Origin of the sequence: Streptomyces sp. TG1A-8 (assembly GCF_030499535.1) — a bacterium.
Classification (GTDB): Bacteria; Actinomycetota; Actinomycetes; order Streptomycetales; family Streptomycetaceae; genus Streptomyces.
Genome location: NZ_JASTLB010000001.1, coordinates 3,569,522 through 3,594,358 on the forward strand (window position 1 = coordinate 3,569,522; position 24,837 = coordinate 3,594,358).

The window sequence follows — 24,837 nt, forward strand, 5'->3', positions numbered from 1 at the left end:
CCATGAGCGCACCAGTCCGCTTCGACCGCGGCCACACCGACGACCTGATGTCCTTCCTGACGGCGAGCCCGACGCCGTACCACGCCGTGGCGAACACCGCCGAGCGGCTGGAGAAGGCGGGCTTCCGGCAGGTCGCGGAGACGGACGCCTGGGATGGGTCGAGCGGTGGCAGGTACGTCCTGCGGGGCGGGGCGGTCGTCGCCTGGTACGTCCCCGAGGACGCGGCCCCGCACACGCCCTACCGGATCGTCGGCGCGCACACCGACTCGCCGAACCTGCGGGTCAAGCCGCGGCCGGACAGCGGCGCGCACGGCTGGCGGCAGGTCGCGGTGGAGGTCTACGGCGGCCCCCTGCTGAACTCCTGGCTCGACCGGGACCTGGGCCTGGCGGGCCGGCTGACCCTGCGCGACGGCAGCACGGTGCTGGTCGACGTGGCCCGGCCGCTGCTGCGGGTGCCCCAGCTCGCCATCCACCTGGACCGCAACGTGACCGCCGACGGGCTGAAGCTGGACAAGCAGCGCCACCTGCAGCCGGTGTGGGGCCTCGGCGACGACCTGCGCGACGGCGACCTGATCGCCTTCCTGGAGGAGGAGGCCCGCCTGGCGCCGGGCTCGGTGGCCGGCTGGGACCTCATGGTGCACCCGGTGGAGGCGCCCGCCTACCTCGGCCGGCACCGGGAGCTGGTGGCCGGCCCCCGGATGGACAACCTGCTCTCGGTGCACGCGGGCACCGCCGCCCTGGTCGCCGCCGCCACCTGCGGCGCCCGGCTCACCCGCATCCCCGTGCTGGCCGCCTTCGACCACGAGGAGAACGGCTCGCAGTCGGACACCGGCGCGGACGGCCCGCTGCTCGGCACGGTGCTGGAGCGCTCGGTGTTCGCGCGCGGCGGATCCTACGAGGACCGGGCCCGTTCCTTCGCCGGCACCGTCTGCCTGTCCTCGGACACGGGGCACGCCGTGCACCCCAACTACGCGGAGCGGCACGACCCGACGCACCACCCCCGGGTCAACGGCGGCCCGATCATCAAGGTCAACGTCAACAACCGCTACGCCACGGACGGTTCGGGCCGCGCGGTGTTCGCCGCCGCCTGCGAGCGGGCCGGCGTGCCCTTCCAGTCGTTCGTCTCCAACAACTCGATGCCCTGCGGCACCACCATCGGCCCGATCACCGCGGCCCGGCACGGCATCAGCACCGTCGACATCGGCGTGGCGATCCTGTCGATGCACAGCGCGCGCGAACTGTGCGGCGCCGACGACCCGTTCCTGCTGGCCAACGCGCTGACGGCGTTCCTGGAGGACTGAGCCGGCGCTCCTGACCGCCCGTCAAGAGCCGTCCCTGGCATGCCCGGGGCGGCGCCGGGTACCCGGAGGACACCGGAAATTCCGGATCCGAAAGGGGAGGCGACGATTATGGGCCTCGGCGGGTGCATCATCCTCATCGCCGTGGGAGCCATCCTCACGTTCGCGACCGATTGGCACATGCAGGGCGTCAACCTCGATCTCGTCGGCGTCATCCTGATGGCCGTCGGCCTGATCGGCATCGCGACGTTCAGCGGCATCGCGCGCCGCCGGCGGGTCGTGGTCCCGACGGCGACGCCGGTCGTCGAGGAGGAGCCGCGCCACCACCACGGCGGTTACAGCGACGGCTACGGCGTCTGACGGCCGCGGCCCACGACGCACTGCTCCTCCGCACCGAGAGCAACACGCGCGAAAGGGCGGGCGACCGCGCCCGGGCCGTCACCCGGGGCCTGCTCCTTCCCGGCGGCCGTGACGTCCTGGCCGCCCAGGACACCGGCACCGCACGAACCGCCCCCGCCGCACCCCGGACGTCAGGCGGGCGCGGCCGGCGGCGGCACGCCACGGCGCCGCACCACCCCGCACGCGACGCACGAAGGGGCCCCGCGGGGCCCCCGCCCCGGGACCGCTCACCGGCACGGCACACCGGGCCCCGCCCGTTCCCCGGCGGGCCCGGGCCCGCGCCCGCGCCCGCAGCGGTCGACCCCGGCCCGGCGAGCCCCCTCCCGGCCGACGGCTTCCGGCTGCAGGCCCGGCAGGAACCGGCCCGGGCCGACGGCTTCGATTCGAACCACGCGGCCCCGGCCCGGCAGGCCCGAGGCCGGCCCCGTCGGCTCACGCCCGGGCCGGCACGCCCCCGCCCGGGCCCGGCACGCCCCGGCACCGGCCCACGAGCCCCCGTCCGGACCCGGCGGCTCGGCCCCGGACCGGCGGGCTCAGCCCCGGCCCGGCGGATCCGCGTCGGTGGTCGTCCCGCTGTCCGCCTCGGCGTCCAGTCCGGCCAGGACCAGGGGCAGGCGGTCCGTCGCGCCCTCGGCGAGGCGGACGGGGACGCCCCAGTCCTGCTGGTGGACGTGGCAGGCCGGGTACTCGTTGGCCGGGTCGTCGTCGCAGCTCGCGGCCATCGCGGAGACGTGCAGGACGCCCTCGCCGACCGCCGGGTCCAGTTCCAGTTCGCGGGACAGGTCCGTACCCGCGCCCGCGCCCCCCAGCAGCAGCCCGGGCGGGGTGGCGGAGACCAGCAGGCGGGTCGAGGGCCCGTACCTGGTGTCGAGCTTCTGGCCCGCCGGGGCCTGGAAGACCACGTCGAGCCGCAGCCTGCCGGGGGCGACCTCCGTCGCCGCCCGCCGCGTGCGGTGGGCGACCGCCTCCACGCGGACCGACTCCTCGGGCAGTCGCAGCCGGGTCAGGCGGTGCCGCGCCGACTCCACGACCACGATGTCGTCGCCCGCCAGCACGGCGTCGCTGGGCTCCCGCAGATCGGTGGCGAGCGTCGTCACCTCGCCGGTCGAGGGGTCGTAGCGGCGCAGTGCGTGGTTGTAGGTGTCGGCGACGGCGACCGAGCCGTCCGGGAGGGCGGTGACGCCCAGCGGGTGCTGGAACAGCGCCTGCCCGGCGGCCCCGTCCCGGTGGCCGAAGTCGAACAGGCCGGTGCCGACGGCGGTGTGGACGTGTCCGTCCGGGTCCACCCAGCGCAGGGCCGAGGTCTCGGAGTCGGCGAGCCAGAGCCGGTCGGCGGTGGCCGCGAGCCCGGAGGGCTGTGCGAACCAGGCCTCGGCGCCGGGCCCGTCCACCAGTCCCTCGTTGGTGGTGCCCGCCGCCACGGCGACGGTCCGCGCGTCCGGGTCGTACGTCCACAGCTGGTGGACGCCCGCCATGGCGATCCACACCCTGCCGCCGAAGACCGCCACGTCCCAGGGCGAGGACAGGTCCACCTCGCGGGCCGGTCCGGCGGTCGGGGACCCCTGCCACCACTGCCTGCCGGTGCCGGCCAGGGTGGTCACCCGCCCGGAGGCGAGGTCCAGGCGGCGCAGGGCGTGGTTGACGGTGTCGGCGACGACCACGGACGTGCCGTCGCCGAGCAGGGCGAGGCCCTGCGGCTCGTTGAAGGACGCCTCCCCGGGGCCGCCGTCGGCGAACCCGCGCGCACCGGTGCCGATGCGGCGCACCACCGTCTCCGCGTCCTCGGCCAGCTCCACCAGCTGGTGCCGGGTGGTGTCGCTGACCAGGAACGTCCCGCCCGGCAGCAGCAGCGCCTTGCCCGGGAAGCGCAGCACCGTCGGCTCCGGCTCCGGCGGCACGTACGGTCCGTCGCCGCGGCGCAGGGTGCCCCTGGCCCCGTGCTCGGCCTCCAGCTCCGCCACCAGCCGCTCGATGGCGTGCACGTGCCCCTCGCCCGCGTGCTGGGCGACGACGTACCCCTCGGGGTCGATCACGACGAGCGTCGGCCAGGCCCGCACCGCGTACTGCTTCCAGGTCGTCAGCTCCGGATCGTCCAGCACCGGGTGCTCCACGCCGTAGCGCTCCACGGCGTCCACGACCGCCCGGTGGTCCGCCTCGTGCACGAACTTCGGCGAGTGGACCCCGACCACCACCACGGTGTCCCGGTGCCTCTCCTCCAGCTCCCGCAGCTCGTCCAGGACGTGCAGGCAGTTCACGCAGCAGAACGTCCAGAAGTCCAGGACGACGATGCGTCCGCGCAGGTCGGCCAGCGCGTACTGCTTGCCCCCGGTGTTCAGCCAGCCGCCCTTGCCGGTCAGCTCGGGGGCGCGGACACGGGCACGGCGGCGCACGGGCGCGGGGGCGGACGTCGAGACGGCATCGTTCATGCGTCAAGCTTGCCATCCGCCCGTGCGCCGGGTCCCGCGCCGGTGCGCCGGGGGCGGCGGGGCAGCCGTCCGTCCCGTGCTGTGACGATCACCCCCGGCCGGGGAAGCCGTAACGGCATGAGATTCCTCGTACGCGACCGGCTCCTCGGCATCGGTGACGACTACTGGATCGAGGACGAGCACGGCCGGAAGGTGTTCCTCGTCGACGGCAAGGCCATGCGGGTGCGGGACACCTTCGAGCTGAAGGACGCCCAGGGGCGGGTCCTGATCGACATCCACCAGAAGATGCTCGCCCTGCGCGACACCATGGTGATCGGGCGGGACGGCGAGGACCTGGCCACCATCAGGCGCAAGCGGCTGTCCCTGCTGCGCAACCACTACCGGGTGCGGCTCGCCGACGGCACCGAGCTGGACGTCAGCGGCAAGGTCCTGGACCGCGAGTTCGCCGTCGAGTACGACGGCGAACTGCTCGCGGTGATCTCCCGGCGGTGGCTGCACGTCCGGGAGACGTACGGCGTCGACGTCGTGCGGGAGGACGCGGACCCGGCCCTGCTGATCGCGGTGGCGGTGTGCGTGATCCACCTGGCCGAGAAGGAACGGGAGGAGGACTAGCGGCGGGGGACCGGCCGGGGGTCAGCGGCGGGGCGGCGCCAGGCCCAGCACCCGGTCCTTCAGGGCCGGGAACTGCTCGCGGGTGGCCGCCACCCTCGTCGGGTCCAGGTCGACGGTGAGGACCTCCTCGCCGGCGCCCGCCCGCGCGAGCACCTCGCCCCACGGATCCACCACGATCGAGTGACCCGCCTGTGGGACTCCCGCGTGCGTCCCGGCCGTTCCGCAGGCGAGCACGAACGCCTGGTTCTCCACCGCCCGCGCCCGGGCCAGCAGCGTCCAGTGCGCGCGCCGCCGCTCGGGCCAGCCCGCCGGGATCACCAGCGTCTCGGCGCCGGCGTCGACGAGGGAGCGGAAGAGCTCGGGGAAACGCAGGTCGTAACAGGTGGCCACGCCCAGGGTGGTCGCGGGCAGCCGGACCGTCACCGGGTCCCGCCCGGCGCCCATCAGCACCGCCTCGCCCTGGTCGAAGCCGAAGCGGTGGATCTTGCGGTAGGCCGCGACCAGCTCACCGGCGGGGGAGAAGACGAGGGAGGTGTTGTAGAGGGAGCCGTCCGGGTCGCGCTCCGGGACGGAGCCGGCGTGCAGCCACACGCCCGCGTCGCTCGCGGCCCGGGCCATCGCCTCGTGGGTGGGGCCTTCGAGCGGCTCGGCGTGCGGACCGAACTCCCGGTAGGCGAAGGCACCGGTGGTCCACAGTTCGGGGAGCACGACGAGGTCGGCACCGGCCTGCTCGCGGACCAGCGCGGCCACGCGCTGCCGCCGGGCGGCTACCGATTCGCCCTCGTCTACGGCGATCTGGATCAGCGAGGCGCGCACACTACCACCGTCCTGGCATTCGAGTCGTCCACACAGGCCTACGATCGTCACACGAAAGCACTGCCGGGGTGTCCCACAGCAGCGTAACTTAGCGTTTCAAGACGCCCGCCGAGTGCAGCCGCCGCCCGCTGGCAACACCGCCGCAACCGCCCGTGTACCGACCGCCGAGGGGTCCCGTTCCGTGAGTCTGCATCCCACCCTCCAGCCCTACGCCGACGCCTGGACCCACTCTGTGGACGCGATATCCGAGTTGGTGCAGCCCCTCGCCGAGGCCGAGTGGAACCGGCGGACCCCATGCCCCGGCTGGTCGGTGCGGGACGTGGTGTCGCACGTGATCGGCATGGACTGCGAGATGCTCGGCGACCCGCGGCCCATCCACGCCCTGCCGCGCGACCTCTTCCACGTCACCAACGAGCACCAGCGCTACATGGAGATGCAGGTCGACGTGCGCCGCCACCACACGGCGCCGGAGATGACGGCCGAGCTGGAGTACACGATCATCCGCCGCAACCGCCAGCTGCGCAACGAGTCCCGCGACCCCGGCACCAAGGTGCGCGGCCCGGTGAGCACCGAGATCACCCTCGAACGGGCCATGCGCATGCGGGCGTTCGACGTGTGGGTGCACGAGCAGGACCTGCGCACCGCCCTGGGCCTCCCCGGCAATTTGGACTCGGCCGGCGCGTACGTCGCCCGGGACCTGCTGCTGGAGGCCCTGCCCAAGGTCGTCGCCAAGGACGCGAACGCGCCGCGCAGCTCGGCGGTCGTGTTCGACGTGCACGGCCCGGTCGAGTTCCTGCGCACGATCCGCATCGACATCCAGGGGCGCGGCACCCTGGAGACCGTCCCCGCGCTCGGCCCCGCCGCCACCCTCACCCTCGACTGGGAGACGTACGTCCGCCTGGCCTGCGGCCGGGTCGGCCCGGAGGCGGTGGCGGACCGGGTGAAGGCGGAGGGGGACCAGGACCTGGCGGCGGCGATCCTGCGCAACTTCGCGGTGACGCCGTAGCGGCACCCCGCCGGCGCCGGGATCCCGCGCCGGACGTCCGGTCCTCCGGCCCGCCACGGGCGGCCGGCGCGTGCGGCTCACGCCGGGACGTGCACCGTCTCCACCCGGCTGGCCACCAGCCGCTCGCGCTCCCGGCGGGCCGCCCGTGCCCGCAGCCGCAGGATCTGGCTGATGCCGAGGGCCTGTAGGACGAACACGGCGGAGAAGGCCACCGTGTAGTCGTCGCCGGTGGCGTCCAGCAGGACCCCGACCGCCAGCAGCGTCGTCATGGAGGCGGTGAAGCCGCCCATGTTGGTGATGCCGGAGGCGGTGCCCTGGCGCTCGGGCGGGTTGGCCGGGCGGGCGAAGTCGAAGCCGAGCATCGAGGCCGGGCCGCAGGCGCCGAGGACCGCGCAGAGGACCACCAGCAGCCACCCGGGGGCGTGCGCGCCGGGCCAGGCGAGCGTGGCCGCCCACACGAGCGCCGTCGCCGCCACCGTGCCGAGGGCCAGCGGCAGCCGGGCCGCGTGGAGCCGGGCGACGATCTGGCCGTAGACCAGACCGACCGCCATGTTGGACAGGACGACCAGGGTGAGCAGGTCGCCGGCCGCGGCCCGGCTGAGTCCCTGCGCCTCGACCAGGAACGGCAGGCCCCACAGCAGCAGGAACACCATCGCCGGGAACTGGGTGGTGAAGTGCACCCACAGGCCCAGCCGGGTGCCGGGCTCCCGCCAGGAGGCGGCGATCTGCCGGCGGACGTAGGCGGCGCCCCGGTGCGGGAACGGCTCGGGCTCGTGCCCCTCGGGGTGGTCCTTCAGGAACAGCAGCGTGAGGACGAGGACGACCGCGCCGGCCAGGGCGCTGCCCGCGAACGCCGGGGTCCAGCCGACACCGTGCAGCAGCCGGGCGAGGACGAGGGTGGAGACGAGGTTGCCGGCCATGCCGGTCAGGCCCGCGAGCTGCGCGACCAGCGGTCCGCGCCGGGCCGGGAACCAGCGGGTGCCCAGCCGCAGCACGCTGATGAAGGTCATCGCGTCCCCGCAGCCGAGCAGCGCCCGGGAGGCGAGCGCCGTGCCGTACGACGGGGAGAAGGCGAAGCCCAGCTGCCCGGCCGTGAACAGCACGGCGCCGATGCTCAGCACCCGCTTGGTGCCGAGCCGGTCGACCAGCAGGCCGACGGGTATCTGCATGCCGGCGTAGACCAGCAGCTGGAGGATGGAGAACGTGGACAGGGCGGAGGCGTTGACGTGGAAGCGGTCGGCCGCGTCCAGCCCGGCGACGCCCAGGGAGGTGCGGAAGATGACGGCGACGAAGTAGACCGCGACGCCGACGGACCACACGGTCACGGCGCGGCGGCCGCCGGGGGGATCGCCCGGCAGGGTGGCGTTGCTCACCGGGCCTCCCCCCGCGCCAGGTGTGAGACCCAGCTGACGTGCCGGCGCACGGCCTCCACGGCGGCCTCCGCGTCCCCGGCGCGCAGCGCGGCCAGGATGTCCCCGTGCTCGGCGAGCGTCTTGGCGATCCGGCCGGGGTGGGAGTGCATGACGGCGACGCCCATCCTGAGCTGGCGGTCGCGCAGCTGGTCGTAGAGGCGGGAGAGGATCTCGTTGCCGCCGCTGCGGACGATCTCGGCGTGGAAGCAGCGGTCGGTCACCGCGGCGCCGGCCAGGTCGCCGGCCGCGGCCTGCGCCTTCTGCCGCTCCAGCAGCTCGGTCAGCCGCTCCAGCAGGCCCGGCGGGGCGGGCACGGCCTTGCGGGCCGCGTGCGTCTCCACCAGCAGCCGGGTCTCGACCACGTCGGCGATCTCCTGCGCGGAGACCGGCAGGACCAGGGCGCCCTTCTTCGGGTAGAGCCGGAGCAGCCCCTCCGCCTGCAGGCGCAGCAGCGCCTCGCGGACGGGGGTGCGCGAGACCCCCACGGCCTCGGCCAGCTCCCCTTCGGTCAGGAGGGTCCCGCCCTCGTAGCGGCGGTCGAGGACGCCCTGCTTGACGTGGTCGTAGACGCGGTCGGCGGCGGGTGGCTGCTTGAGGACCGTTTGCATGTCCACAGCATAGATACAACACGTACCCATGGGGCGGGGCCGTCCAGGATGCGGACCGCGGGACGGACGGGCCGCGGTCCGAGGGACGGACGGGCCGCGGGCCGCGGCATGCGGACCGAGGTGGGCGGCGGGCGGTCGGCGGGCGGCCGGACGGTGGTCCGCGGCCGGCGTTTGGCCGGAAAGGAATTCCCCGGAGCGGCCGCACAACCTTTTGTGCTACTTACGTGTCCCATACGTGCGGCCCCACTCTGGCGCCGCCTCAACTGGCCGCACACCAGGGGCATTACAGACAATCGGGGTACTTCACTTTGATTACCGGCATCATGGGCACCCGCATCCGCCGAGCCGCCGCCGTCGTCGCCACCTCCGGCGCGCTGCTCACCACCGGGGCCCTCACCGCGGCACCCGCGCAGGCCGTCACCGCGCCCTCGATCGTGGCCAAGGGCGGCTTCGTGATGGACAACGCGAACGCCAGGACGCTGTACACCAAGGCAGCGGACACCACGCGGTCCACCGGCTCCACCACCAAGATCATGACCGCCAAGGTCGTGCTCTCCCAGTCGAACCTCAACCTCGACGCCAAGGTGACGATCCAGAAGGCGTACAGCGACTACGTCGTCAAGAACAACGCCTCGCAGGCGCACCTGATCGTCGGTGACAAGGTCACCGTCCGGCAGCTGCTGTACGGCCTGATGCTGCCCTCCGGCTGCGACGCGGCCTACGCGCTCGCCGACAAGTACGGCAGCGGCTCCACCCGGGCCGCGCGCGTGTCGAGCTTCATCGGCAAGATGAACACGGCCGCGAAGGGCCTGGGCCTGACGCACACGCACTTCGACTCGTTCGACGGCATCGGCAACGGCTCCAACTACTCCACGCCGCGCGACCTGACGAAGATCGCCAGCAGCGCGATGAAGAACTCCACGTTCCGCACGATCGTCAAGACCAAGCAGTACACGGCGAAGACGATCACCAAGACGGGCAGCACCCGCACGATGAACGCGTGGGTCAACACCAACGGGCTCCTCAGCAGCTACAGCGGCACCATCGGCGTCAAGACCGGCTCCGGCCCCGAGGCCAAGTACTGCCTGGTCTTCGCGGCGACCCGGGGCGGCAGGACCGTCATCGGCACCGTCCTCGCCTCCAGCTCCATCCCCCAGCGCGAGTCGGACGCCAAGAAGCTCCTCGGCTACGGCTTCACCAAGCTCGGCTGACACCCGCGCGCCGGCGGAAGGGGGCGGTCGCACACCGCGGTGTGCGACCGCCCCCTTCGTGGTCCGGGGCCCGCGCCGGGCGGGGACGTCACGCCCAGCTGATCAGCCGCTTCGGCTGTTCCAGGACGGCCGCCACGTCCGCCAGGACCTTGGAGCCCAGTTCGCCGTCGACCAGGCGGTGGTCGAAGCTGAGGGCCAGGGTGGTGACCTGGCGCGGCTTGACCCTGCCCTTGTGGACCCACGGCTGGAGTTTGATCGCGCCGACCGCGAGGATCGCCGACTCGCCGGGGTTCAGGATCGGCGTGCCGGTGTCGACGCCGAAGACGCCCACGTTGGTGATGGTCACCGTGCCGCCCTGCATCGCGGCCGGGGACGTCCTGCCCTCGCGGGCGGTGGAGACCAGCTCGCCGAGCGCCTCCGCCAGCTGCGGCAGCGTCTTGGCGTGGGCGTCCTTGATGTTCGGGACGATCAGGCCGCGGGGGGTCGCCGCCGCGATGCCCAGGTTGACGTAGTGCTTGAGCACGATCTCCTGGGCGGCCTCGTCCCAGGACGCGTTGATCTCCGGGTGGCGCTTGACGGCCACCAGCAGGGCCTTGGCGATCAGCAGGAGGGGGTTCACGCGCAGGCCCTGGAACTCCCGGTCCTGCTTGAGCTCCTCCACCAGCTTCATCGTGCGCGTCACGTCCACCGTCACGAACTCCGTGACGTGCGGCGCCGTGAACGCCGAGCCGACCATCGCCGCCGCCGTCGCCTTGCGGACGCCCTTGACCGGGACGCGGGTCTCGCGCGCGCCGTCGTGCGCCACCGCCGGGGCCGGGGCGGCCGGGACGGCGGTGACCGGGGCGGGCGCCGCCGCGGCGGGCGCGGTCCGCACCGCGGGCTCGGGCGCCGCCGGGACGGCCGCCGCGTGGACGTCCTCGCGGGTGATGACGCCGTCCGGGCGGGAGGGCGTGATCGCGGCGAGGTCGACGCCGAGGTCCTTGGCCAGCTTGCGCACCGGCGGCTTGGCCAGCGGGCGGGGCCGGGCCGGGGCGGCGGGAGCGCCGTGGCCGTTCAGCTCGGCCTGGACCGCCACGGCCGCCTGGGCGGCGACCGGGACCGCGGTCCCGGGACCCTTGCGCGGGCGGCGCTTGGTGGAGGAGGCGGCCACGCCGTAGCCGACCAGGACCGGCTGGCGGGCCGCCGGCCCGGACTCCTGCTGCGGCTGCCCGGGCTCCGCCTGCGGCCGTCCGGCCCCGGCCTGCTCCCCGGGCCGTCCGGCGGGCGCCTGCGCGGGCGCGCCGCCGGCCACCTCCACCGCGATGATGGCCGTGCCCACGTCCACCGTGGTGCCCTCGGGGAAGTGCAGTGCGCGGACCACGCCGTCGTAGGGGATGGGCAGTTCGACGGCCGCCTTGGCGGTCTCGACCTCGCACACCACCTGGCCGTCGCTGACCGTGTCACCCGGCTGGACGTACCACTTGAGGATCTCGGCCTCGGTGAGCCCCTCGCCCACGTCGGGCATCTTGAACTCGCGTACGGAAGCTTCCGTCATCGTCGTCACGAACCCTCTCCTCAGTACGCCAGGGCACGGTCGACGGCGTCGAGCACCCGGTCCAGACCCGGCAGGTACTCCTCCTCCAGGCGCGCCGGCGGGTAGGGGGCGTGGTAGCCGCCGACCCGGAGCACCGGGGCCTCCAGGTGGTAGAAGCAGCGCTCGGTGATCCGGGCGGCGATCTCCGCGCCGGAGCCGAGGAACACCGGGGCCTCGTGGACCACGACCAGGCGGCGGGTCCTCTCCACGGACGCCTGGACGGTGTCGAAGTCCAGCGGGGAGATCGAGCGCAGGTCGAGGACCTCCAGGGACTTGCCCTCCTCGGCCGCCGCGTCGGCGGCCTCCTGGCACAGCTTCACCATCGGCCCGTAGGCGGCCAGGGTCAGGTCGGTGCCCTCGCGCACGACCCGTGCCCGGTGCAGCGGGCCGGGGATCGCGTCGGTGGCGACCTCGCCCTTGTCCCAGTAGCGGCGCTTGGGCTCGAAGTAGATCACCGGGTCGTCGCTCTGGATGGCCTGCTGCATCATCCAGTACGCGTCGGACGCGTTGGACGGCGAGACGACCTTCAGGCCGGCCACGTGCGCGAACAGCGCCTCGGGGGACTCCGAGTGGTGCTCGACCGCGCCGATGCCGCCGCCGTAGGGGATGCGGACGACGACCGGCAGCTTGACCTTGCCCAGGGAGCGGGCGTGCATCTTCGCGAGCTGCGTGACGATCTGGTCGTAGGCCGGGAAGACGAAGCCGTCGAACTGGATCTCCACCACCGGGCGGTAGCCGCGCAGGGCCAGGCCGATGGCGGTGCCGACGATGCCGGACTCGGCGAGCGGGGTGTCGATGACCCGCTCGTCGCCGAAGTCCTTCTGCAGGCCGTCGGTGACCCGGAAGACACCGCCGAGCTTGCCGACGTCCTCGCCCATGACGAGGACCTTGGGGTCCGCCTCCAGGGCGCGGCGCAGCGACTCGTTGATCGCCTTCGCCAGCGCCATGGTCCTGGTGGCGCTCGGTGCGGCCACGGTGTGCGCTGCCATGATCAGACCCCCTCTGCCTCTGCGTCCGCGAACGACGCCTGGTAGGCGGCGAACTGGGCTCGCTCCTCGTCGACGAGCGCGTGCCCGTCCGCGTACACGTTCTCGAAGATGGCTAGGTGGTCCGGGTCCGGCATGGCACGGACCACCTCGCGCACTCGTTTGCCCAACGCCTCGGACTCGCTCTCGAGTTCCGCGAAGAACCCGTCGTCCGCGTGGTTCGAGGCCTCCAGGTACCGGCGCAGGCGCAGGATCGGGTCCTTGGCCTCCCAGGCGGCGCGCTCGTCGTCGTGACGGTAGCGGGTGGGGTCGTCGGAGGTGGTGTGGGCGCCCATGCGGTAGGTGTACGCCTCGACCAGGGTGGGGCCCTCGCCGTTGCGGGCGCGCTCCAGCGCCCACCTGGTGACCGCGAGGCAGGCCAGCACGTCGTTGCCGTCCACCCGGACGCCCGGGAAGCCGAAGCCCCGGGCGCGCTGGTAGAGCGGCACGCGGCTCTGCTTCTCGGTGGGCTCGGAGATCGCCCACTGGTTGTTCTGGCAGAAGAAGACCACCGGGGCGTTGTAGACCGCGGAGAAGGTGAACGCCTCGGCCACGTCGCCCTGGCTGGAGGCGCCGTCGCCGAAGTAGGCGATGACGGCCGCGTCCGCGCCGTCCTTGGCGATCCCCATGGCGTACCCGGTGGCGTGCAGCGCCTGCGAGCCGATGACGATCGTGTACAGGTGGAAGTTGTTGCCGTTGGGGTCCCAGCCGCCGTTGTTCACGCCGCGGAACATGCCGAGCAGGTTGGTCGGGTCGACCCCGCGGCACCAGGCGACGCCGTGCTCGCGGTAGGTCGGGAAGACGTAGTCGTCCTCGCGGGTGGCCCGGCCGGAACCGATCTGGGCGGCCTCCTGGCCGAGCAGCGAGGCCCACAGGCCCAGCTCGCCCTGGCGCTGCAGGGCGGTGGCCTCGGCGTCGAAGCGGCGGGTGAGCACCATGTCGCGGTACAGGCCGCGCAGCTCTTCGGGGGTGATCGCGGCGACGTAGGGCTCGTACGCCGCGTTCTCTGCGTTCTCGACCCGCTCGCCCCCGGGCGTCAGGAGCTGCACGAGCTGCGGCTCGGTGCTCTCCTGCGCGCCGGCGCGGGTGGCGCGGGCGGTGCGCTGGGGGCCGGCGCTGCCGGCCTTGCTGCCGGTGGTGCCGGCCTTGCCTGCGGCGCTGCGTCGCGGCTTGCGCGTGGCACTGCTGTCCACGGTCACGTGTGCTCCTCCGTCGTTCCGGCCCCCGGGGTTGCCGGTAGGCCAGTGCGGCTCACCTGTTGTCGACCACCGGGCACGGGGTGGGTGCCACTCGGCCGGGAACAGGCGTGACAGGTGCCCCGGCGAGCGCCCTGCGAGATTTACGTTACCCAGTACTCCACATTTCTGTGAAACCCCACCTGACCTGCGTTTTTGCTTGGATTTCCAAGTAAATCCACAGAGCCTTGAGAGTCGCTGGTCACAGCCTTGCAGGAGGCCGGAGCAACGGCACGTTATCCCGGCCACCCCGGGCACGGGAAGAGTCGGACGGCCGACCGGAAAAAGAGGGGAGTCCGCGGGGGGCCGGGAACCCGCCGATGACTTTCGGCCGTTCCGGTCCGCCCCGCGCGTTGCCGGCCGACCCCCCGCCTGTCCTCTCCGGACCACCCCGTGACCGAATGCGACTAACGGTGACCGGGTGTGACAAGCCGCAGCTCACAGCCCCTTTTCCGTGCCCTAGCATCAGCCGCGTGCCGCGCTCTTGTGTACCACCCCACGTGCCCCACGCGCCCCCTCTGGGCGCTCTGCTTCGCCTCTACGCCGCCGGTACGGCCCTCGCCTGCGAGCCCGTCGACCAGGGCCTGCTCAACCGCGGCTACCGGCTGCGCACCACGCGCGGCCGCTACTTCCTCAAGCACCACTTCGACCCGGACACCGCCGACCCGGCCGCCATCGAACGCCGGCACCGGGCCACCCAGCGCCTGGCCGACCTCGGCGTCCCGGTCGCCCCGCCGCTCGCGCACCGCGGGGGCCGCACGGTCGCCGTGGTCGGCGGTCACGCCTACGCCCTGCACCCCTGGATCGACGGCAGGCACCGCCACGGCGGCCAGCTGACCCGGGGGGCCAGCGCGCGCCTGGGAGCGCTCCTGGGGGCCGTGCACGCCTGTCTGGAGCGGGTGATGCCGCCCAAGGCGCGCACGCGTCCGGCCACGAGCCCGCACCCGGTGGAGAGCGCCGACCCCTGTGACACCTTCGCGCTCATCGAGGACCTGCTGTCCCACGCCCGCCGCCACCGCCCCGCCGACGCCTTCGACGAACTGGCCCGGCACCGGCTGCTGGAGCGCCGCGCGCTCCTGGAACAGCACGCGCACCGGCGCCCGCCGCGCGGCGGCTCGGTGGGCTGGGTGCACGGCGACTTCCACCCCTTCAACCTGCTCTACAAGGGGGACGCCCCGGCCGCCATCGTGGACTGGGACCGGCTCGGCGTGCAGCCCCGCGCGGAGGAGGCCGTACGGGCCGCCGCGATCTTCTTCGTCCGGCCCGCGGGCATGCTGGACCTGCCGAAGGTGCGGGCGTACGCGCGCGCCTACCGGCGTGCGGCGAAGGCCGCGCCCGCGGAGCTGGCGGCGGCCGTGCACCGGGTGTGGTGGGAACGCCTGAACGACTTCTGGATGCTGCGCTGGCACTACGAGCGCGGCGACACCCGCGCCGACTGCCAGTTCCCGGCCGCCTCGGCCCTCGCCGTGTGGTGGACCCGCGAGTACGAGGCGGTGTGCGACGCGTTCGTGCGGTGAGGCGCGCGGGCCCCGGAGGCCCCCGGAAGGCACACGGGCGGGGGGCCGCCGCCCGCGCGCGCGGGGGGCGCCCTCCCGCCGCGGCGTCAGGTCACTGCGGCACCGGGTCGGACGGAGCCGGTGCGCTTCAAGTGCCGTCCCCGCCCGTGTCGCCGTCCGTGGCGCCCTCGTCCGTGCCGCCGTCCGCCGGGTCCGTCGCCGGGTTCGAGGGCTGCGGCTGCGAGGTCTGCGGGGCCGACGGCGGCTGCGAGGTCTGCGGGGCCGACGGCTCGTCCGTCGGGCCGGAGGTCTGCTCCTGCGACGGGGTGTACGACGGCGTGTACGACGGCGTCCAGTTCGAACCGGTGCCCGTGTCCGTGTCGTCGTCGGTGGTCGTGCCCGTGGGCTGGTCGGTGGTGTCGTCGGACGGCGTCCGGGAGGCCGTGTCGTCCTTCTTGGACGGCGAGTGGGTCGGCGTCGGGTCCGTGCCGCCGCCGCTGTCGCCGCCGCCCTTGTTGAGCGCGAGGGCGACGCCCGCCGCGATGGCGACCACCGCGAGGACGGCCAGGATCCACAGCTTGCCGCGTCCGCTGCCCTTGTTGCCCTGCCCCTCGAAGCCGCCGTCGTCGCCGCGGCCGTACCCGGTGGGCAGGACGGTGCGCGGGATCTGCGCCGTGCCGGAGGCGTCCGCGGGGTGGGGCATGACGGCCGTGCCCGCGAAGCCGCCCGCGGGGGTGTGCCGTCCGTCGTGGGCGGCGACCGGCCCGGTGTTCCAGGTGCCGGTGTGGCCGCCCGCCTCGTACAGCATCTGCAGGCCGTACTGGACCAGGCCGCGCATCTCCTCGGCGGTCTGGAACCGGTCGTCGGGGTCCTTGGCGAGCGAGCGCATCACCAGGCCGTCCAGCTCCGGCGGGCAGCCCCCGTCGGCGACCCGGGAGGGCGGCACCGGCATGTCCTGGACGTGCTGGTAGACCACCGACAGCGGCGTCTCGCCGGTGAACGGGGGCCGCAGCGCGAGCAGTTCGTACAGCAGGCAGCCGGTCGCGTACAGGTCGGAGCGGTGGTCGACGGCCTTGCCGAGCGCCTGCTCCGGGGAGAGGTACTGGGGGGTGCCCATGACCATGCCGGTCTGGGTCATCGTCGTGGACGCGCCGTGCAGGGCGCGGGCGATGCCGAAGTCCATCACCTTCACCGCGCCGCTGTCGGTGATGATGACGTTGGCCGGCTTGATGTCGCGGTGCACGATGCCGTGCTGGTGCGAGTAGGCGAGCGCCTCCAGCACCCCGGAGACGATGACCAGGGCCTGCTCGGGGCCCGGCGCCTCGGAGTTCATCAGCAGGTCGCGGATCGTGCGGCCCTCGACGAGCTCCATCACGATGTACGGCACCGACTGGCCGCCCACGAAGTCCTCGCCGGAATCGTACACGGCGACGATCGCGTGGTGGTTGAGCCCGGCCACCGACTGGGCCTCGCGCGTGAAGCGGGCCTTGGAGACCGGGTCCTCGGCGAGGTCGGCACGGAGCAGCTTCACCGCGACGGTCCGCCCCAGGCGGACGTCCTCGGCGGCGAACACCTCGGCCATGCCGCCCCGGCCGAGCCGGTGGGTCAGCCGGTACCGGCCGTCGCCGACGACCCCTCCGTTGCCCCACGTCTCCGGCGCGTCTGACATGCCGCCGCCAGTCGCCTCGGGGTCGGACGGGCCCTGGGCGCTGTGCGTCTGTGCCATCGGTCCTCGCCGTCGTTTCTGCCCGCGGTGCGCGCGGTGTTGTCACGGTCTCCGTCGGCCACGCTACAGCCTTCGCGCAAGCCTCCGGTCCGGGGCCGCCACCCGGACCGGTCCGAGACGGACCGGTCATGAAACCCCCACCGGGCACTGTCGTGCAAATCCTGTGCACCGGCCGTACGCCCGCGGTAACGCTTCCGCGACGCTTCTTTCGCGTACGGTCACGGAACGGGCACCGAGCTTGACGTGTCCGTGCCCTGGGGCAGACTTGGCCGGGAATGACACATTCGATCCGAGGCCGGTCCGATCAGTTCCTGTCCGATCGACGACGGCGCCGGACGGCCAGTGGGGGACGCGGGAACATGAGCCAGGACGGCGCACGGGGCCGGTACGCGGGGCGGGCGCTGGCCGGCGGCCGCTACCAGCTGCGCGACTTGCTCGGCGAGGGCGGCATGGCCTCGGTCCACCTGGCGTACGACGCCGTGCTCGACCGGCAGGTCGCGATCAAGACCCTGCACACCGAGCTCGGCCGGGAGCAGGCCTTCCGCGAGCGGTTCCGGCGCGAGGCCCAGGCCGTGGCCAAGCTCACGCACACCAACATCGTCTCCGTCTTCGACACCGGCGAGGACGAGCTGGACGGCCTGACGACGCCGTACATCGTCATGGAGTACGTCGAGGGCCACCCGCTGGGCTCGGTCCTCGACGAGGACGTCCACCGGCACGGGGCGATGCCGGCCGACAAGGCGCTGCGGATCACCGCGGACGTGCTGGCGGCGCTGGAGATCAGCCACGAGATGGGGCTGGTCCACCGCGACATCAAGCCGGGCAACGTCATGATGACCAAGCGCGGCGTGGTCAAGGTCATGGACTTCGGCATCGCCCGCGCCATGCAGTCCGGCGTCACCTCGATGACCCAGACCGGCATGGTCGTCGGCACCCCGCAGTACCTCTCGCCCGAACAGGCCCTGGGCCGGGGCGTGGACGCCCGCTCCGACCTGTACTCGGTCGGCATCATGCTGTTCCAACTGGTCACCGGGCGGCTGCCGTTCGACGCGGACTCGCCGCTGGCGATCGCGTACGCGCACGTGCAGGAGGAGCCGGTGGCTCCTTCGTCGGTCAACCGCGCACTGCCGCCCGCGGTGGACGCGCTGGTCGCCCGCGCGCTGAAGAAGAACCCGAACGAGCGTTTCCCCACCGCCGAGGCCATGCGGGACGCCTGCCTGCGGGTCGCCGCCTCCGTCCAGGCGGCCCCGCCGAGCATCGTGCCGGGCGCCGCGCCGACGCAGAGCGGCGCGGGCGTCGGCTCCGCGGTGTTCCCGCCGGTCGACCAGTCGGCCCCGGCCCCGCACGGCCAGGTGCAGACGCCGTACCAGCCGGCCCCGCACCCGTACGGCACCGCGGCCCCGTCGTACGGCTACCCGCAGCAGGGCGGCTACCAGACGCCCGCGGCCGGGTACGGACAGCACCCGACGCCGACCGCCGCGCCGTACCACCTCACGGCCCCGACCTCCGTGCAGTCCACCGGCGGGGGCGGCGGCCGCGGCAGCAAGCCGGTGATCATCGGCTCGGTCGCGGTGGCCCTCGTGGCGGTCGTCGGCCTGATCGTCGCGCTGACGATGAACAACGGCGGTGAGAACGAGGCCACGGGCAGCGGCACCGCCAGCCCCTCGGTCACGTCCCACGCGGCCGGCTACCGGGGACCGGACACCACCAAGACGGTCGAGAAGACCAAGTGCACGGAGCCCGAGGAGTCGTACAACGACCCGGACAAGATCCAGATCCCGGACTTCCGGTTCAAGTACGTCAAGTCCGTCAAGGAGTGCGCCCAGGCCGCGGGCTGGCAGGTGACGACCAAGGACGTCGACGAGAACACCTACGGGCAGGGCGCGGTCATCGACCAGTTCCCCAAGCCCGGCACGGACGTCGACCCCAAGGACGTGGAGATCCAGCTCAACGTGTCCACGGGCAACCCCGCCTAGGTCCTTTCCGCCCGGTTCGTGCCGGCGCGGTCCGAACGAGGGGGCCCGGGCTCCGGCGTCGCGCTCCCGTCGCCCGCCCGGGGGCCGGCCCCGCGGCGGACGCGCCTGACGCGCACGTGACAGGGCCCGGCGGACGTCCGCCGGGCCCTTGGTGCGTACGGCTTACAGGTACGGGCCGCCCGAACGGCCGCCCGCGCGGGGGTCGTCGACGCCTTCGGGGGCCACGCCCGGCGGCAGGGCGCGCCGCATCTGCTCCAGCTGGGCCCGCGCGGCCATCTGCTGGGCGAACAGCGTCGTCTGGATCCCGTGGAAAAGGCCCTCCAGCCAGCCCACCAGCTGGGCCTGCGCGATGCGCAGCTCCGCGTCGCTCGGGGTCGCCTCGTGCGTGAAGGGCAGGGACAGCCGCTCCAGCTCCTCGACCAGCTCCGGCGCCAGCCCGTCCTCCAGCTCCTTCACCGAACTGGCGTGGATCTCCTTCAGCCGCACCCGGCTCGCCTCGTCCAGGGGAGCCGCCCGCACCTCCTCCAGGAGCTGCTTGATCATGCTGCCGATCCGCATGACCTTGGCCGGCTGCTCGACCTGCTCCGTCACCGGAGTCTCACGGGAGTCCTCGTCCCCGCCAGCGCCCAGGGCGAGGCCGTCCTGGCCCACGACGAGGATCTGGGGATTCTCCGGCGACCGTTCGTTCCTCGGCATCTCCATGCCGTCATTCTCTCGCACGGGTCCACCTCATCACCGCGCCGCCCCCTCACGGGGCCGATCCGCCGTTTAGACCCGACGGCGCAATCCGGAATGCCCGGTGTGCCAGGAGATGTGAGGCTGGTTTTCCTCGATCCTCCGTCGATCACGGCACCTGGGTTCCGGGAGGTCACCGGCGTGACTCCATGGCTGCGACGCACCCTCCGCCTCGCAGGGCTGCTGCTCGCCCTCGCGGCGGCCCTGCCCGCGTACGACGCACCCACCGCGCACGGCGCGGAGCCGGTCCCGCCGGCCTCCCGCGCGCCCGCGCCCCGGCCCGCCGCTCCCGTCACCGCCCCGGCCGCCACCGCCCCGGCGGGGCCGACGCCGGACCCGACCCCCCGCCGTCTCCCGGACCGCTCCGCGGAACACGCTCCCGTCCGCCTGCCGGAACTCCTCCCGGGCCGGCCACCGGCTTCCGCCTCCGCCGCGGCCCCCAGGCCGTCCCGGGCCGGGAGCCGGGCCGGTGAGGGCCGGATGCGGCCGGGCCGGCCGGAGGAACCGGAGACCGAGGACGAAGACCAAGGCGAAGGCGAAGGCGAAGGTACCGGGGACGGCGGGGACGGCACCGGGGACACCGGCACCGCCTCCCCGCAGGAGCCGGAGACCGCGGACGTCCCGGACGGGACACCGGCGGCCTCCGCCCCGCCCGAGGGGACCGCCCCGGATCCGGACCGGCAGCCGCAGCAGCCCCCGGCCCAGAACGCCGTCGGCCGGGGCGGGGTCCCCGCCGAACCCGTCCTGCGGATCCTGCCGCTGGGCAGCGGCCTGGTGCTGATCGGTCTCGGACTGGCCCTGGCGTTCGTGGGCCTCAGGGTGCGCAGGGACTGATCCGCGGCCGTGCCCGGCGGGGGCGCCGGGCGGGTGCCGGCGCGCCCGGCCGGCCCCGGCGCGGTCAGGGCGCGACCAGCAGCACCTTCCCGATGTGCCCGCTGGCCTCCACCACCCGGTGGGCCTCGGCCGCCTCCGGCATCGGCAGCTCGCGGTCGACGACCGGCCGCACCCGCCGCGTCGGCAGCAGCGGCCACACGTGCTCGTGCACGGCGGCCACGATGGCGGCCTTCTCGCTCAGCGGCCGGGCCCGCAGCGAGGTCGCGCTGATGGCGGCCCGCTTGCGCAGCAGCGCGCCGATGTTCAGCTCGCCCTGGGCACCGCCCTGCATGCCGATGATCGCGAGGCGTCCGTTGACGGCGAGCGCCCGGACGTTGCGGTCCAGGTACGCGGCGCCCATGTTGTCCAGGATGACGTCGGCGCCCGCGCCGTCCGTGGCCCGCTCGATCTCGGCGACGAAGTCCTGCTCGCGGTAGTTGATGAGCACGTCCGCGCCCAGGCCGGCGCAGTAGTCCAGCTTCTCCTTCGTCCCGGCCGTCACCGCGACCTTCGCGCCGACGGCCTTGGCCAGCTGGATCGCCATGGTGCCGATGCCACTGGAGCCGCCGTGCACGAGGAGGGTCTCGCCGGGGCGCAGGTGGGCGACCATGAAGACGTTGGACCAGACCGTGCACACCACCTCGGGGAGCGCCGCCGCCTGCTTGAGGTCGACGCCCTCGGGCACGGGCAGCAGCTGCCCCACCGGGACGGCGACCTTCTCGGCGTAGCCTCCGCCCGCGAGAAGCGCGCACACCTCGTCGCCGACGGCCCAGCCGGAGACGCCGGGGCCGAGCGCGGCGATCCTGCCGGAGCACTCCAGGCCGGGGTACGGGGAGGCGCCGGGCGGCGGGTCGTAGAAGCCCTGCCGTTGCAGGATGTCGGCACGGTTGACGGCGCCGGCCACCACCTCGACCAGCACCTCCCCCTCACCGGCGACCGGATCGGGGACCTCGTCCCACACCAGCGCCTCGGGACCACCAGGTTCGGGAATCGTGATCGCATGCATGCACGCGACGCTACTCCTCACGCGTGCCGTATCCCGGGCAGGCCCGCTCAATCGGAGGGCAACGGCCGGTTGTCCGGGGTGACCCGGGTGCCCGGGGCGGCACGGACGATGGCGATCAGACGGTCCGTCAGCTGGAGGGTGCCGACGGCCGGGTCGTCGTAGCCGAGCACCCGGTGACCGCGGATGACGCTCACCACGAGGTCGTCCGTCTCGCGCGGGGTCCGGCCCGCCTCGGCCCGGACCACGGGGCGTTCGACGATGTCCAGGCCACTGCCCTGCTGGATCAGGTCCTCCATGACCATGCCGGCGGCGGGACTGAGCATGGACAGCCCGAGCAGCCGGCCGGCCGCACCGGAGCTGGTGACGACGGCGTCGGCGCCGGACTGCTTGAGCAGCGGGACGTTCTCCTCCTCGCGCACGGCGGCCACGATCTTCGCGCCCCGGTTGAGCTGCCGGGCCGTCAGGGTGACCAGCACGGCGGTGTCGTCGCGCTGCGGGGCGACGATGATCTGCCGGGCCCTGTGCACCTCGGCCCGGACGAGGACCTCGGTGCGGGTGGCGTCGCCCATGACGCCCGCGTACCCCTCGGCGGTCGCCGCGTCGATCGCGCGGGAGCTGGGATCGACCACGACGACCTGCTCCTTCCTCAGTCCGGTCGCGCACACGGTCTGGACGGCCGACCTGCCCTTCGTGCCGAAGCCGATGACGACGGTGTGGTCGCGCAAGGCGGACCTCCAGCGGTTCAGGCGCCATTCCTCCCGGGTGCGTTCGGTGAGGACCTCCAGCGTGGTACCGACCAGGATGATCAGGAACAGTACGCGCAGGGGCGTGATGACGAGGGTGTTGGCCAGCCGGGCCCCGTCGCTGACCGGGGTGATGTCGCCGTATCCGGTGGTGGAGAGGGTGACGGTCGCGTAGTAGAAGGCGTCGAGCAGATCGACCGGACCGTCGGAGTCGTCGTGGTAGCCGGCGCGGTCTGCGTAGACGATCAGCGCGGTGGCGACCAGCACCAGCAGGGCCATCACCATGCGCCTGGCGACCTGGTGGACGGGGTGCCCCACCGCCTTCCCCGGGAGTTCCACCCGGTGGGTCACCCGGTGCTCGCCCGACCGGCGGGCGATGACGTCCTGGCCCGGGAGTTTCACGTGAAACACACCCCGATCCCGGCGGCCGCCCACGGCAGGTCCAGCAGTTCCGTCTCCTCCCCCGACCGGGCCCCGCCCGGCGGCACGACGGCCAGCGCGTCCGCGGCGGCGATTCCGCGCAGCATGGCCGGGCCGTTGTAGTGCAGCGGCACGGCATGGTCGCCGCGCAGCACCACGGGGACGAGCCGGGTGTCGTACGGGTGCCCGTGCATCGCCTCCCCGAGCGGCAGCGCGTACGGCTCGGGGGCGACGCGGGCGGCGAGGGCGCGCAGCAGGGGCTCGACGAGCGTCAGCAGGCCGGAGACGGCCGCGAGGGGATTGCCGGGCAGACCGACGAGGTGCTGGTCCTCCTTGGTGCGGGCCAGCAGCATGGGATGGCCGGGGCGCACTTCGACGCCGTCGACGAGGAGTTCGGCGCCGACGCGTTCCAGGATGGAGTGGACGTGGTCGACGGGTCCGGCGGCGGTGCCGCCGGTGGTGACGAGGAGGTCGGCCTTGGAGCCGGTGACGGCCCTGCGCAGGGCCCTGGCACCGTCGCCGAGCCGGCGCACGGCGGTGACCTCGGCGCCCATCGCGCGCAGCCAGGGCGGCAGCATGGGACCGAGCGCGTCGCGGATCAGCCCGTCCTGCGGGAGCCCCTCGGTGAGCAGCTCGTCGCCCAGGACCAGCAGTTCCACGCGGGGCCGGGGCACCGCGGTGACGGTGTCGTACCCGGCGGCCGCGGCGAGGCCCAGGACGGCGGGGGTGACGAGGGTGCCGGCGGGCAGCAGCCGGTCGCCGCTGCGGCACTCCTGGCCGCGCGGACGGATGTCCTTGCCGTGGCCCATCTCCCGGGTGGCGTGCAGCCTGCCCTGGGCGTCGGTGCGGCCGTGCTCGGTGCGCAGCACGGCGGTGGTGTCGGCCGGGATGCGGGCGCCGGTCGCGATGGGGACGGCCTCGCCGTCGGTCAGCGGTCCGGGCCGCGCGTGCCCGGCGAGCGCTTCCCCCTCCCGTACCTGCCAGGGGCCCGGTCCGGCGACCGCCCAGCCGTCCATCGCGGAGGTGTCGAAGGGGGGCAGGTCGGTGAGCGCGTCGAGGGGCGCGGCCAGGACCAGGCCGAGGGCGCCGGCGAGGGGCACGGAGACGGGAGCCCGGCGGGCACCGGAGCGGGCGGCCCGCGCGGCGATCTCCCGGGCCCGCGGCCAGGGTGTGGCCCGGTGGTGCTCGCACGGGTCCGACGGCCGCTCGCCGTGCGGGGCGGACGGGGCGGACGGGCGGCGGACGGGGCCGTCGTCCTGCGGTTTCCTCACGAGGGCCAGGGCCTCCTCGACGTCGAGGTCGTCGTGGTCCCCGGCGGGCGTCTGGGCCCGGGTGCCGGGGGCGGTCATCCGGCACCCGGGCCCACGGCGCCCCCACCGGTCCCACCGGTCCCGTCCTGGCGCAGCGCCAGCGCGGCGGCCTTGCGGGCCGCCGCCGCGACCGCTTCGGGGCCTCCCCCGGCCTGGGCGGCGGCGTAGCCGACGAGGAAGGTGGTCAGCGGCGCGGCGGGCCGGGCCACGCCGTGCGCGGCGTCGCGGGCCAGGTCGAGCAGGACGCCGGTGTCGACGTCCAGGTCGATGCCCAGCTCGTCCTTGACTGCGGAGATCCATTCATCCAACACGTGCCCATGCTCCCTGATGCGTGCCCTGGCGTTGACGAGGTCGTCCCAGGTGTCGCAGTCGAAGGACGCGAACGGGTCCGGGACACGGGTGAGGTCGAGGGCGCCGGTCAGCCGGCGCAGGGGCAGGCCGGCCAGGCCGCCGTGCGCGGCGGCGAGGTCCGCCAGCGCGCGGCGCAGCGCGGTGGTGCGGTAGGCGGCCACCAGCGGCTGGTCGCGGCCGTCGGCGTCGGTGAGCAGCGCACCGTCGGCGCCGGTGTCCCTCAGCGCGGCCAGCAGCCGCCGCAGCGCGGCGGCGTCGAGGAAGGGCAGGTCGGCGGAGAGGACGGCGACGTGCTCCGCGGTGACGAGCCGCAGCCCGGCCTCCAGGGCGGCGACCGGCCCGGCGCCGGGCGGCTCCTCGCGCGTCCAGCGCACCGGGCGGACGGTGGGCCGGGGGCCTGCGACGACGACGGTGGCGCGCGCGCCGGCGCAGGCGGCGAGCACCCGGTCGAGCAGGGTCCGCCCGCCGACCCGCAGGCCGGGTTTGTCGGCCCCGCCGAGCCGCCGGGCGGCGCCGCCCGCCAGCACGACGGCGTCGTACGGCGCGGCGGTCCCGGCGGGCGCGTGGTCGGTCACTCCCC

General features: G+C 74.1%; 21 protein-coding genes. 8 read left to right on the top strand and 13 right to left on the bottom strand.

Annotated elements, in window-relative coordinates; all coding sequences use genetic code 11:
- Positions 1-2 precede the first annotated feature (2 nt).
- Both QQY24_RS15425 and QQY24_RS15430 read left to right on the top strand, forming a co-directional pair.
- Positions 3-1,301 (top strand): M18 family aminopeptidase, encoded by a 1,299-nt coding sequence (locus QQY24_RS15425; protein ID WP_301973262.1) that lies wholly within the window; start codon positions 3-5, stop codon positions 1,299-1,301.
- 108 nt (positions 1,302-1,409) lie between these two features.
- Entirely contained in the window at positions 1,410-1,658 is a 249-nt protein-coding gene (locus QQY24_RS15430) for a DUF6458 family protein (protein WP_301976257.1), read from the top strand.
- Between the two features lie 572 nt (positions 1,659-2,230).
- Here the strand turns inward: QQY24_RS15430 and QQY24_RS15435 are convergent.
- Positions 2,231-4,123, bottom strand: a complete 1,893-nt coding sequence (locus QQY24_RS15435) for an NHL domain-containing thioredoxin family protein (protein WP_301973263.1) — start codon at positions 4,121-4,123, stop codon at positions 2,231-2,233.
- Between the two features lie 117 nt (positions 4,124-4,240).
- Here QQY24_RS15435 and QQY24_RS15440 point away from each other — a divergent pair, with 117 nt between their 5' ends.
- Entirely contained in the window at positions 4,241-4,735 is a 495-nt protein-coding gene (locus tag QQY24_RS15440) for an LURP-one-related/scramblase family protein (RefSeq protein ID WP_301973264.1), read from the top strand.
- 21 nt (positions 4,736-4,756) lie between these two features.
- Here QQY24_RS15440 and QQY24_RS15445 read toward each other — a convergent pair whose 3' ends face one another.
- Positions 4,757-5,551, bottom strand: a complete 795-nt coding sequence (locus QQY24_RS15445; protein ID WP_301973265.1) for a carbon-nitrogen family hydrolase — start codon at positions 5,549-5,551, stop codon at positions 4,757-4,759.
- A gap of 181 nt (positions 5,552-5,732) precedes the next feature.
- Here QQY24_RS15445 and QQY24_RS15450 point away from each other — a divergent pair, with 181 nt between their 5' ends.
- On the top strand, positions 5,733-6,557 hold the full coding sequence (locus QQY24_RS15450; protein ID WP_301973266.1) for a maleylpyruvate isomerase family mycothiol-dependent enzyme: 825 nt from the start codon (positions 5,733-5,735) through the stop codon (positions 6,555-6,557).
- A gap of 77 nt (positions 6,558-6,634) precedes the next feature.
- Here QQY24_RS15450 and QQY24_RS15455 read toward each other — a convergent pair whose 3' ends face one another.
- Both QQY24_RS15455 and QQY24_RS15460 read right to left on the bottom strand, forming a co-directional pair.
- Positions 6,635-7,930 carry a nitrate/nitrite transporter gene (locus QQY24_RS15455; protein WP_301973267.1) on the bottom strand — a complete coding sequence of 432 codons (1,296 nt, stop codon included), beginning with the start codon at positions 7,928-7,930 and terminating at the stop codon, positions 6,635-6,637.
- Complete coding sequence (locus tag QQY24_RS15460) at positions 7,927-8,577, bottom strand: GntR family transcriptional regulator (protein WP_301973268.1); 651 nt, start codon at positions 8,575-8,577, stop codon at positions 7,927-7,929. Before QQY24_RS15460 ends, QQY24_RS15455 begins: the two co-directional genes overlap by 4 nt.
- Before the next feature lie 323 nt (positions 8,578-8,900).
- On the opposite strand from QQY24_RS15460, the gene QQY24_RS15465 reads away from it, so the two are divergent.
- Positions 8,901-9,788, top strand: a complete 888-nt coding sequence (locus QQY24_RS15465; protein WP_301973269.1) for a D-alanyl-D-alanine carboxypeptidase family protein — start codon at positions 8,901-8,903, stop codon at positions 9,786-9,788.
- Between the two features lie 88 nt (positions 9,789-9,876).
- Here the strand turns inward: QQY24_RS15465 and QQY24_RS15470 are convergent, their stop codons facing one another.
- From QQY24_RS15470 to pdhA, 3 genes are read right to left on the bottom strand one after another with little or no spacing between them, the layout of a single operon-like run.
- Entirely contained in the window at positions 9,877-11,331 is a 1,455-nt protein-coding gene (locus QQY24_RS15470) for a dihydrolipoamide acetyltransferase family protein (protein ID WP_301973270.1), read from the bottom strand.
- Positions 11,332-11,342: 11 nt separating this feature from the next.
- Positions 11,343-12,308, bottom strand: a complete 966-nt coding sequence (locus tag QQY24_RS15475; protein ID WP_301976258.1) for an alpha-ketoacid dehydrogenase subunit beta — start codon at positions 12,306-12,308, stop codon at positions 11,343-11,345.
- A gap of 44 nt (positions 12,309-12,352) precedes the next feature.
- A complete protein-coding gene (gene pdhA / locus QQY24_RS15480) occupies positions 12,353-13,585 on the bottom strand; it encodes a pyruvate dehydrogenase (acetyl-transferring) E1 component subunit alpha (protein WP_301973271.1) in 1,233 nt (410 codons plus the stop codon).
- 536 nt (positions 13,586-14,121) lie between these two features.
- Between pdhA and QQY24_RS15485 the strand changes: the two genes are divergently transcribed.
- Entirely contained in the window at positions 14,122-15,138 is a 1,017-nt protein-coding gene (locus QQY24_RS15485) for a phosphotransferase (protein ID WP_301973272.1), read from the top strand.
- A gap of 127 nt (positions 15,139-15,265) precedes the next feature.
- On the opposite strand, the gene QQY24_RS15490 is transcribed toward QQY24_RS15485, so the two are convergent.
- Entirely contained in the window at positions 15,266-16,843 is a 1,578-nt protein-coding gene (locus QQY24_RS15490) for a protein kinase (protein WP_301973273.1), read from the bottom strand.
- Between the two features lie 359 nt (positions 16,844-17,202).
- On the opposite strand from QQY24_RS15490, the gene QQY24_RS15495 reads away from it, so the two are divergent.
- A complete protein-coding gene (locus QQY24_RS15495) occupies positions 17,203-18,819 on the top strand; it encodes a protein kinase (protein ID WP_301973274.1) in 1,617 nt (538 codons plus the stop codon).
- 162 nt (positions 18,820-18,981) lie between these two features.
- Here the strand turns inward: QQY24_RS15495 and QQY24_RS15500 are convergent, their stop codons facing one another.
- The gene (locus QQY24_RS15500; RefSeq protein WP_301976259.1) at positions 18,982-19,521 is read right to left on the bottom strand and encodes a bacterial proteasome activator family protein; all 540 of its coding nucleotides are present in this window, start codon (positions 19,519-19,521) and stop codon (positions 18,982-18,984) included.
- A 174-nt stretch (positions 19,522-19,695) separates the two neighbouring features.
- Here QQY24_RS15500 and QQY24_RS15505 point away from each other — a divergent pair, with 174 nt between their 5' ends.
- Positions 19,696-20,388 (top strand): hypothetical protein, encoded by a 693-nt coding sequence (locus tag QQY24_RS15505; protein WP_301973275.1) that lies wholly within the window; start codon positions 19,696-19,698, stop codon positions 20,386-20,388.
- 64 nt (positions 20,389-20,452) lie between these two features.
- On the opposite strand, the gene QQY24_RS15510 is transcribed toward QQY24_RS15505, so the two are convergent.
- The 4 genes from QQY24_RS15510 to QQY24_RS15525 are packed head-to-tail and all read right to left on the bottom strand — an operon-like array spanning position 20,453 to position 24,832.
- Positions 20,453-21,433, bottom strand: coding sequence for an NAD(P)H-quinone oxidoreductase (locus tag QQY24_RS15510; RefSeq protein WP_301973276.1), 981 nt, complete (start codon positions 21,431-21,433; stop codon positions 20,453-20,455).
- A 47-nt stretch (positions 21,434-21,480) separates the two neighbouring features.
- Positions 21,481-22,578, bottom strand: a complete 1,098-nt coding sequence (locus tag QQY24_RS15515) for a TrkA family potassium uptake protein (protein ID WP_301973277.1) — start codon at positions 22,576-22,578, stop codon at positions 21,481-21,483.
- Positions 22,575-23,945: a molybdopterin molybdotransferase MoeA gene (locus tag QQY24_RS15520; protein ID WP_301973278.1), complete on the bottom strand. Its 1,371-nt coding sequence runs from the start codon at positions 23,943-23,945 to the stop codon at positions 22,575-22,577. The genes QQY24_RS15515 and QQY24_RS15520 overlap by 4 nt, the downstream gene beginning before the upstream one ends.
- On the bottom strand, positions 23,942-24,832 hold the full coding sequence (locus QQY24_RS15525; RefSeq protein ID WP_301973279.1) for an NTP transferase domain-containing protein: 891 nt from the start codon (positions 24,830-24,832) through the stop codon (positions 23,942-23,944). Before QQY24_RS15525 ends, QQY24_RS15520 begins: the two co-directional genes overlap by 4 nt.
- Positions 24,833-24,837: the final 5 nt, after the last annotated feature.

Bases quoted from the DNA above. Each gene is read 5' to 3' on its own strand.
- QQY24_RS15425 (WP_301973262.1), top strand. From the start codon at position 3: ATGAGCGCACCAGTCCGCTTCGACCGCGGCCACACCGACGACCTGATG.
- QQY24_RS15430 (WP_301976257.1), top strand. From the start codon at position 1,410: ATGGGCCTCGGCGGGTGCATCATCCTCATCGCCGTGGGAGCCATCCTC.
- QQY24_RS15435 (WP_301973263.1), bottom strand. From the start codon at position 4,123: ATGAACGATGCCGTCTCGACGTCCGCCCCCGCGCCCGTGCGCCGCCGT.
- QQY24_RS15440 (WP_301973264.1), top strand. From the start codon at position 4,241: ATGAGATTCCTCGTACGCGACCGGCTCCTCGGCATCGGTGACGACTAC.
- QQY24_RS15460 (WP_301973268.1), bottom strand. From the start codon at position 8,577: ATGCAAACGGTCCTCAAGCAGCCACCCGCCGCCGACCGCGTCTACGAC.
- QQY24_RS15465 (WP_301973269.1), top strand. From the start codon at position 8,901: ATGGGCACCCGCATCCGCCGAGCCGCCGCCGTCGTCGCCACCTCCGGC.
- QQY24_RS15475 (WP_301976258.1), bottom strand. From the start codon at position 12,308: ATGGCGCTGGCGAAGGCGATCAACGAGTCGCTGCGCCGCGCCCTGGAG.
- QQY24_RS15490 (WP_301973273.1), bottom strand. From the start codon at position 16,843: ATGGCACAGACGCACAGCGCCCAGGGCCCGTCCGACCCCGAGGCGACT.
- QQY24_RS15495 (WP_301973274.1), top strand. From the start codon at position 17,203: ATGAGCCAGGACGGCGCACGGGGCCGGTACGCGGGGCGGGCGCTGGCC.
- QQY24_RS15500 (WP_301976259.1), bottom strand. From the start codon at position 19,521: ATGGAGATGCCGAGGAACGAACGGTCGCCGGAGAATCCCCAGATCCTC.
- QQY24_RS15510 (WP_301973276.1), bottom strand. From the start codon at position 21,433: ATGCATGCGATCACGATTCCCGAACCTGGTGGTCCCGAGGCGCTGGTG.
- QQY24_RS15520 (WP_301973278.1), bottom strand. From the start codon at position 23,945: ATGACCGCCCCCGGCACCCGGGCCCAGACGCCCGCCGGGGACCACGAC.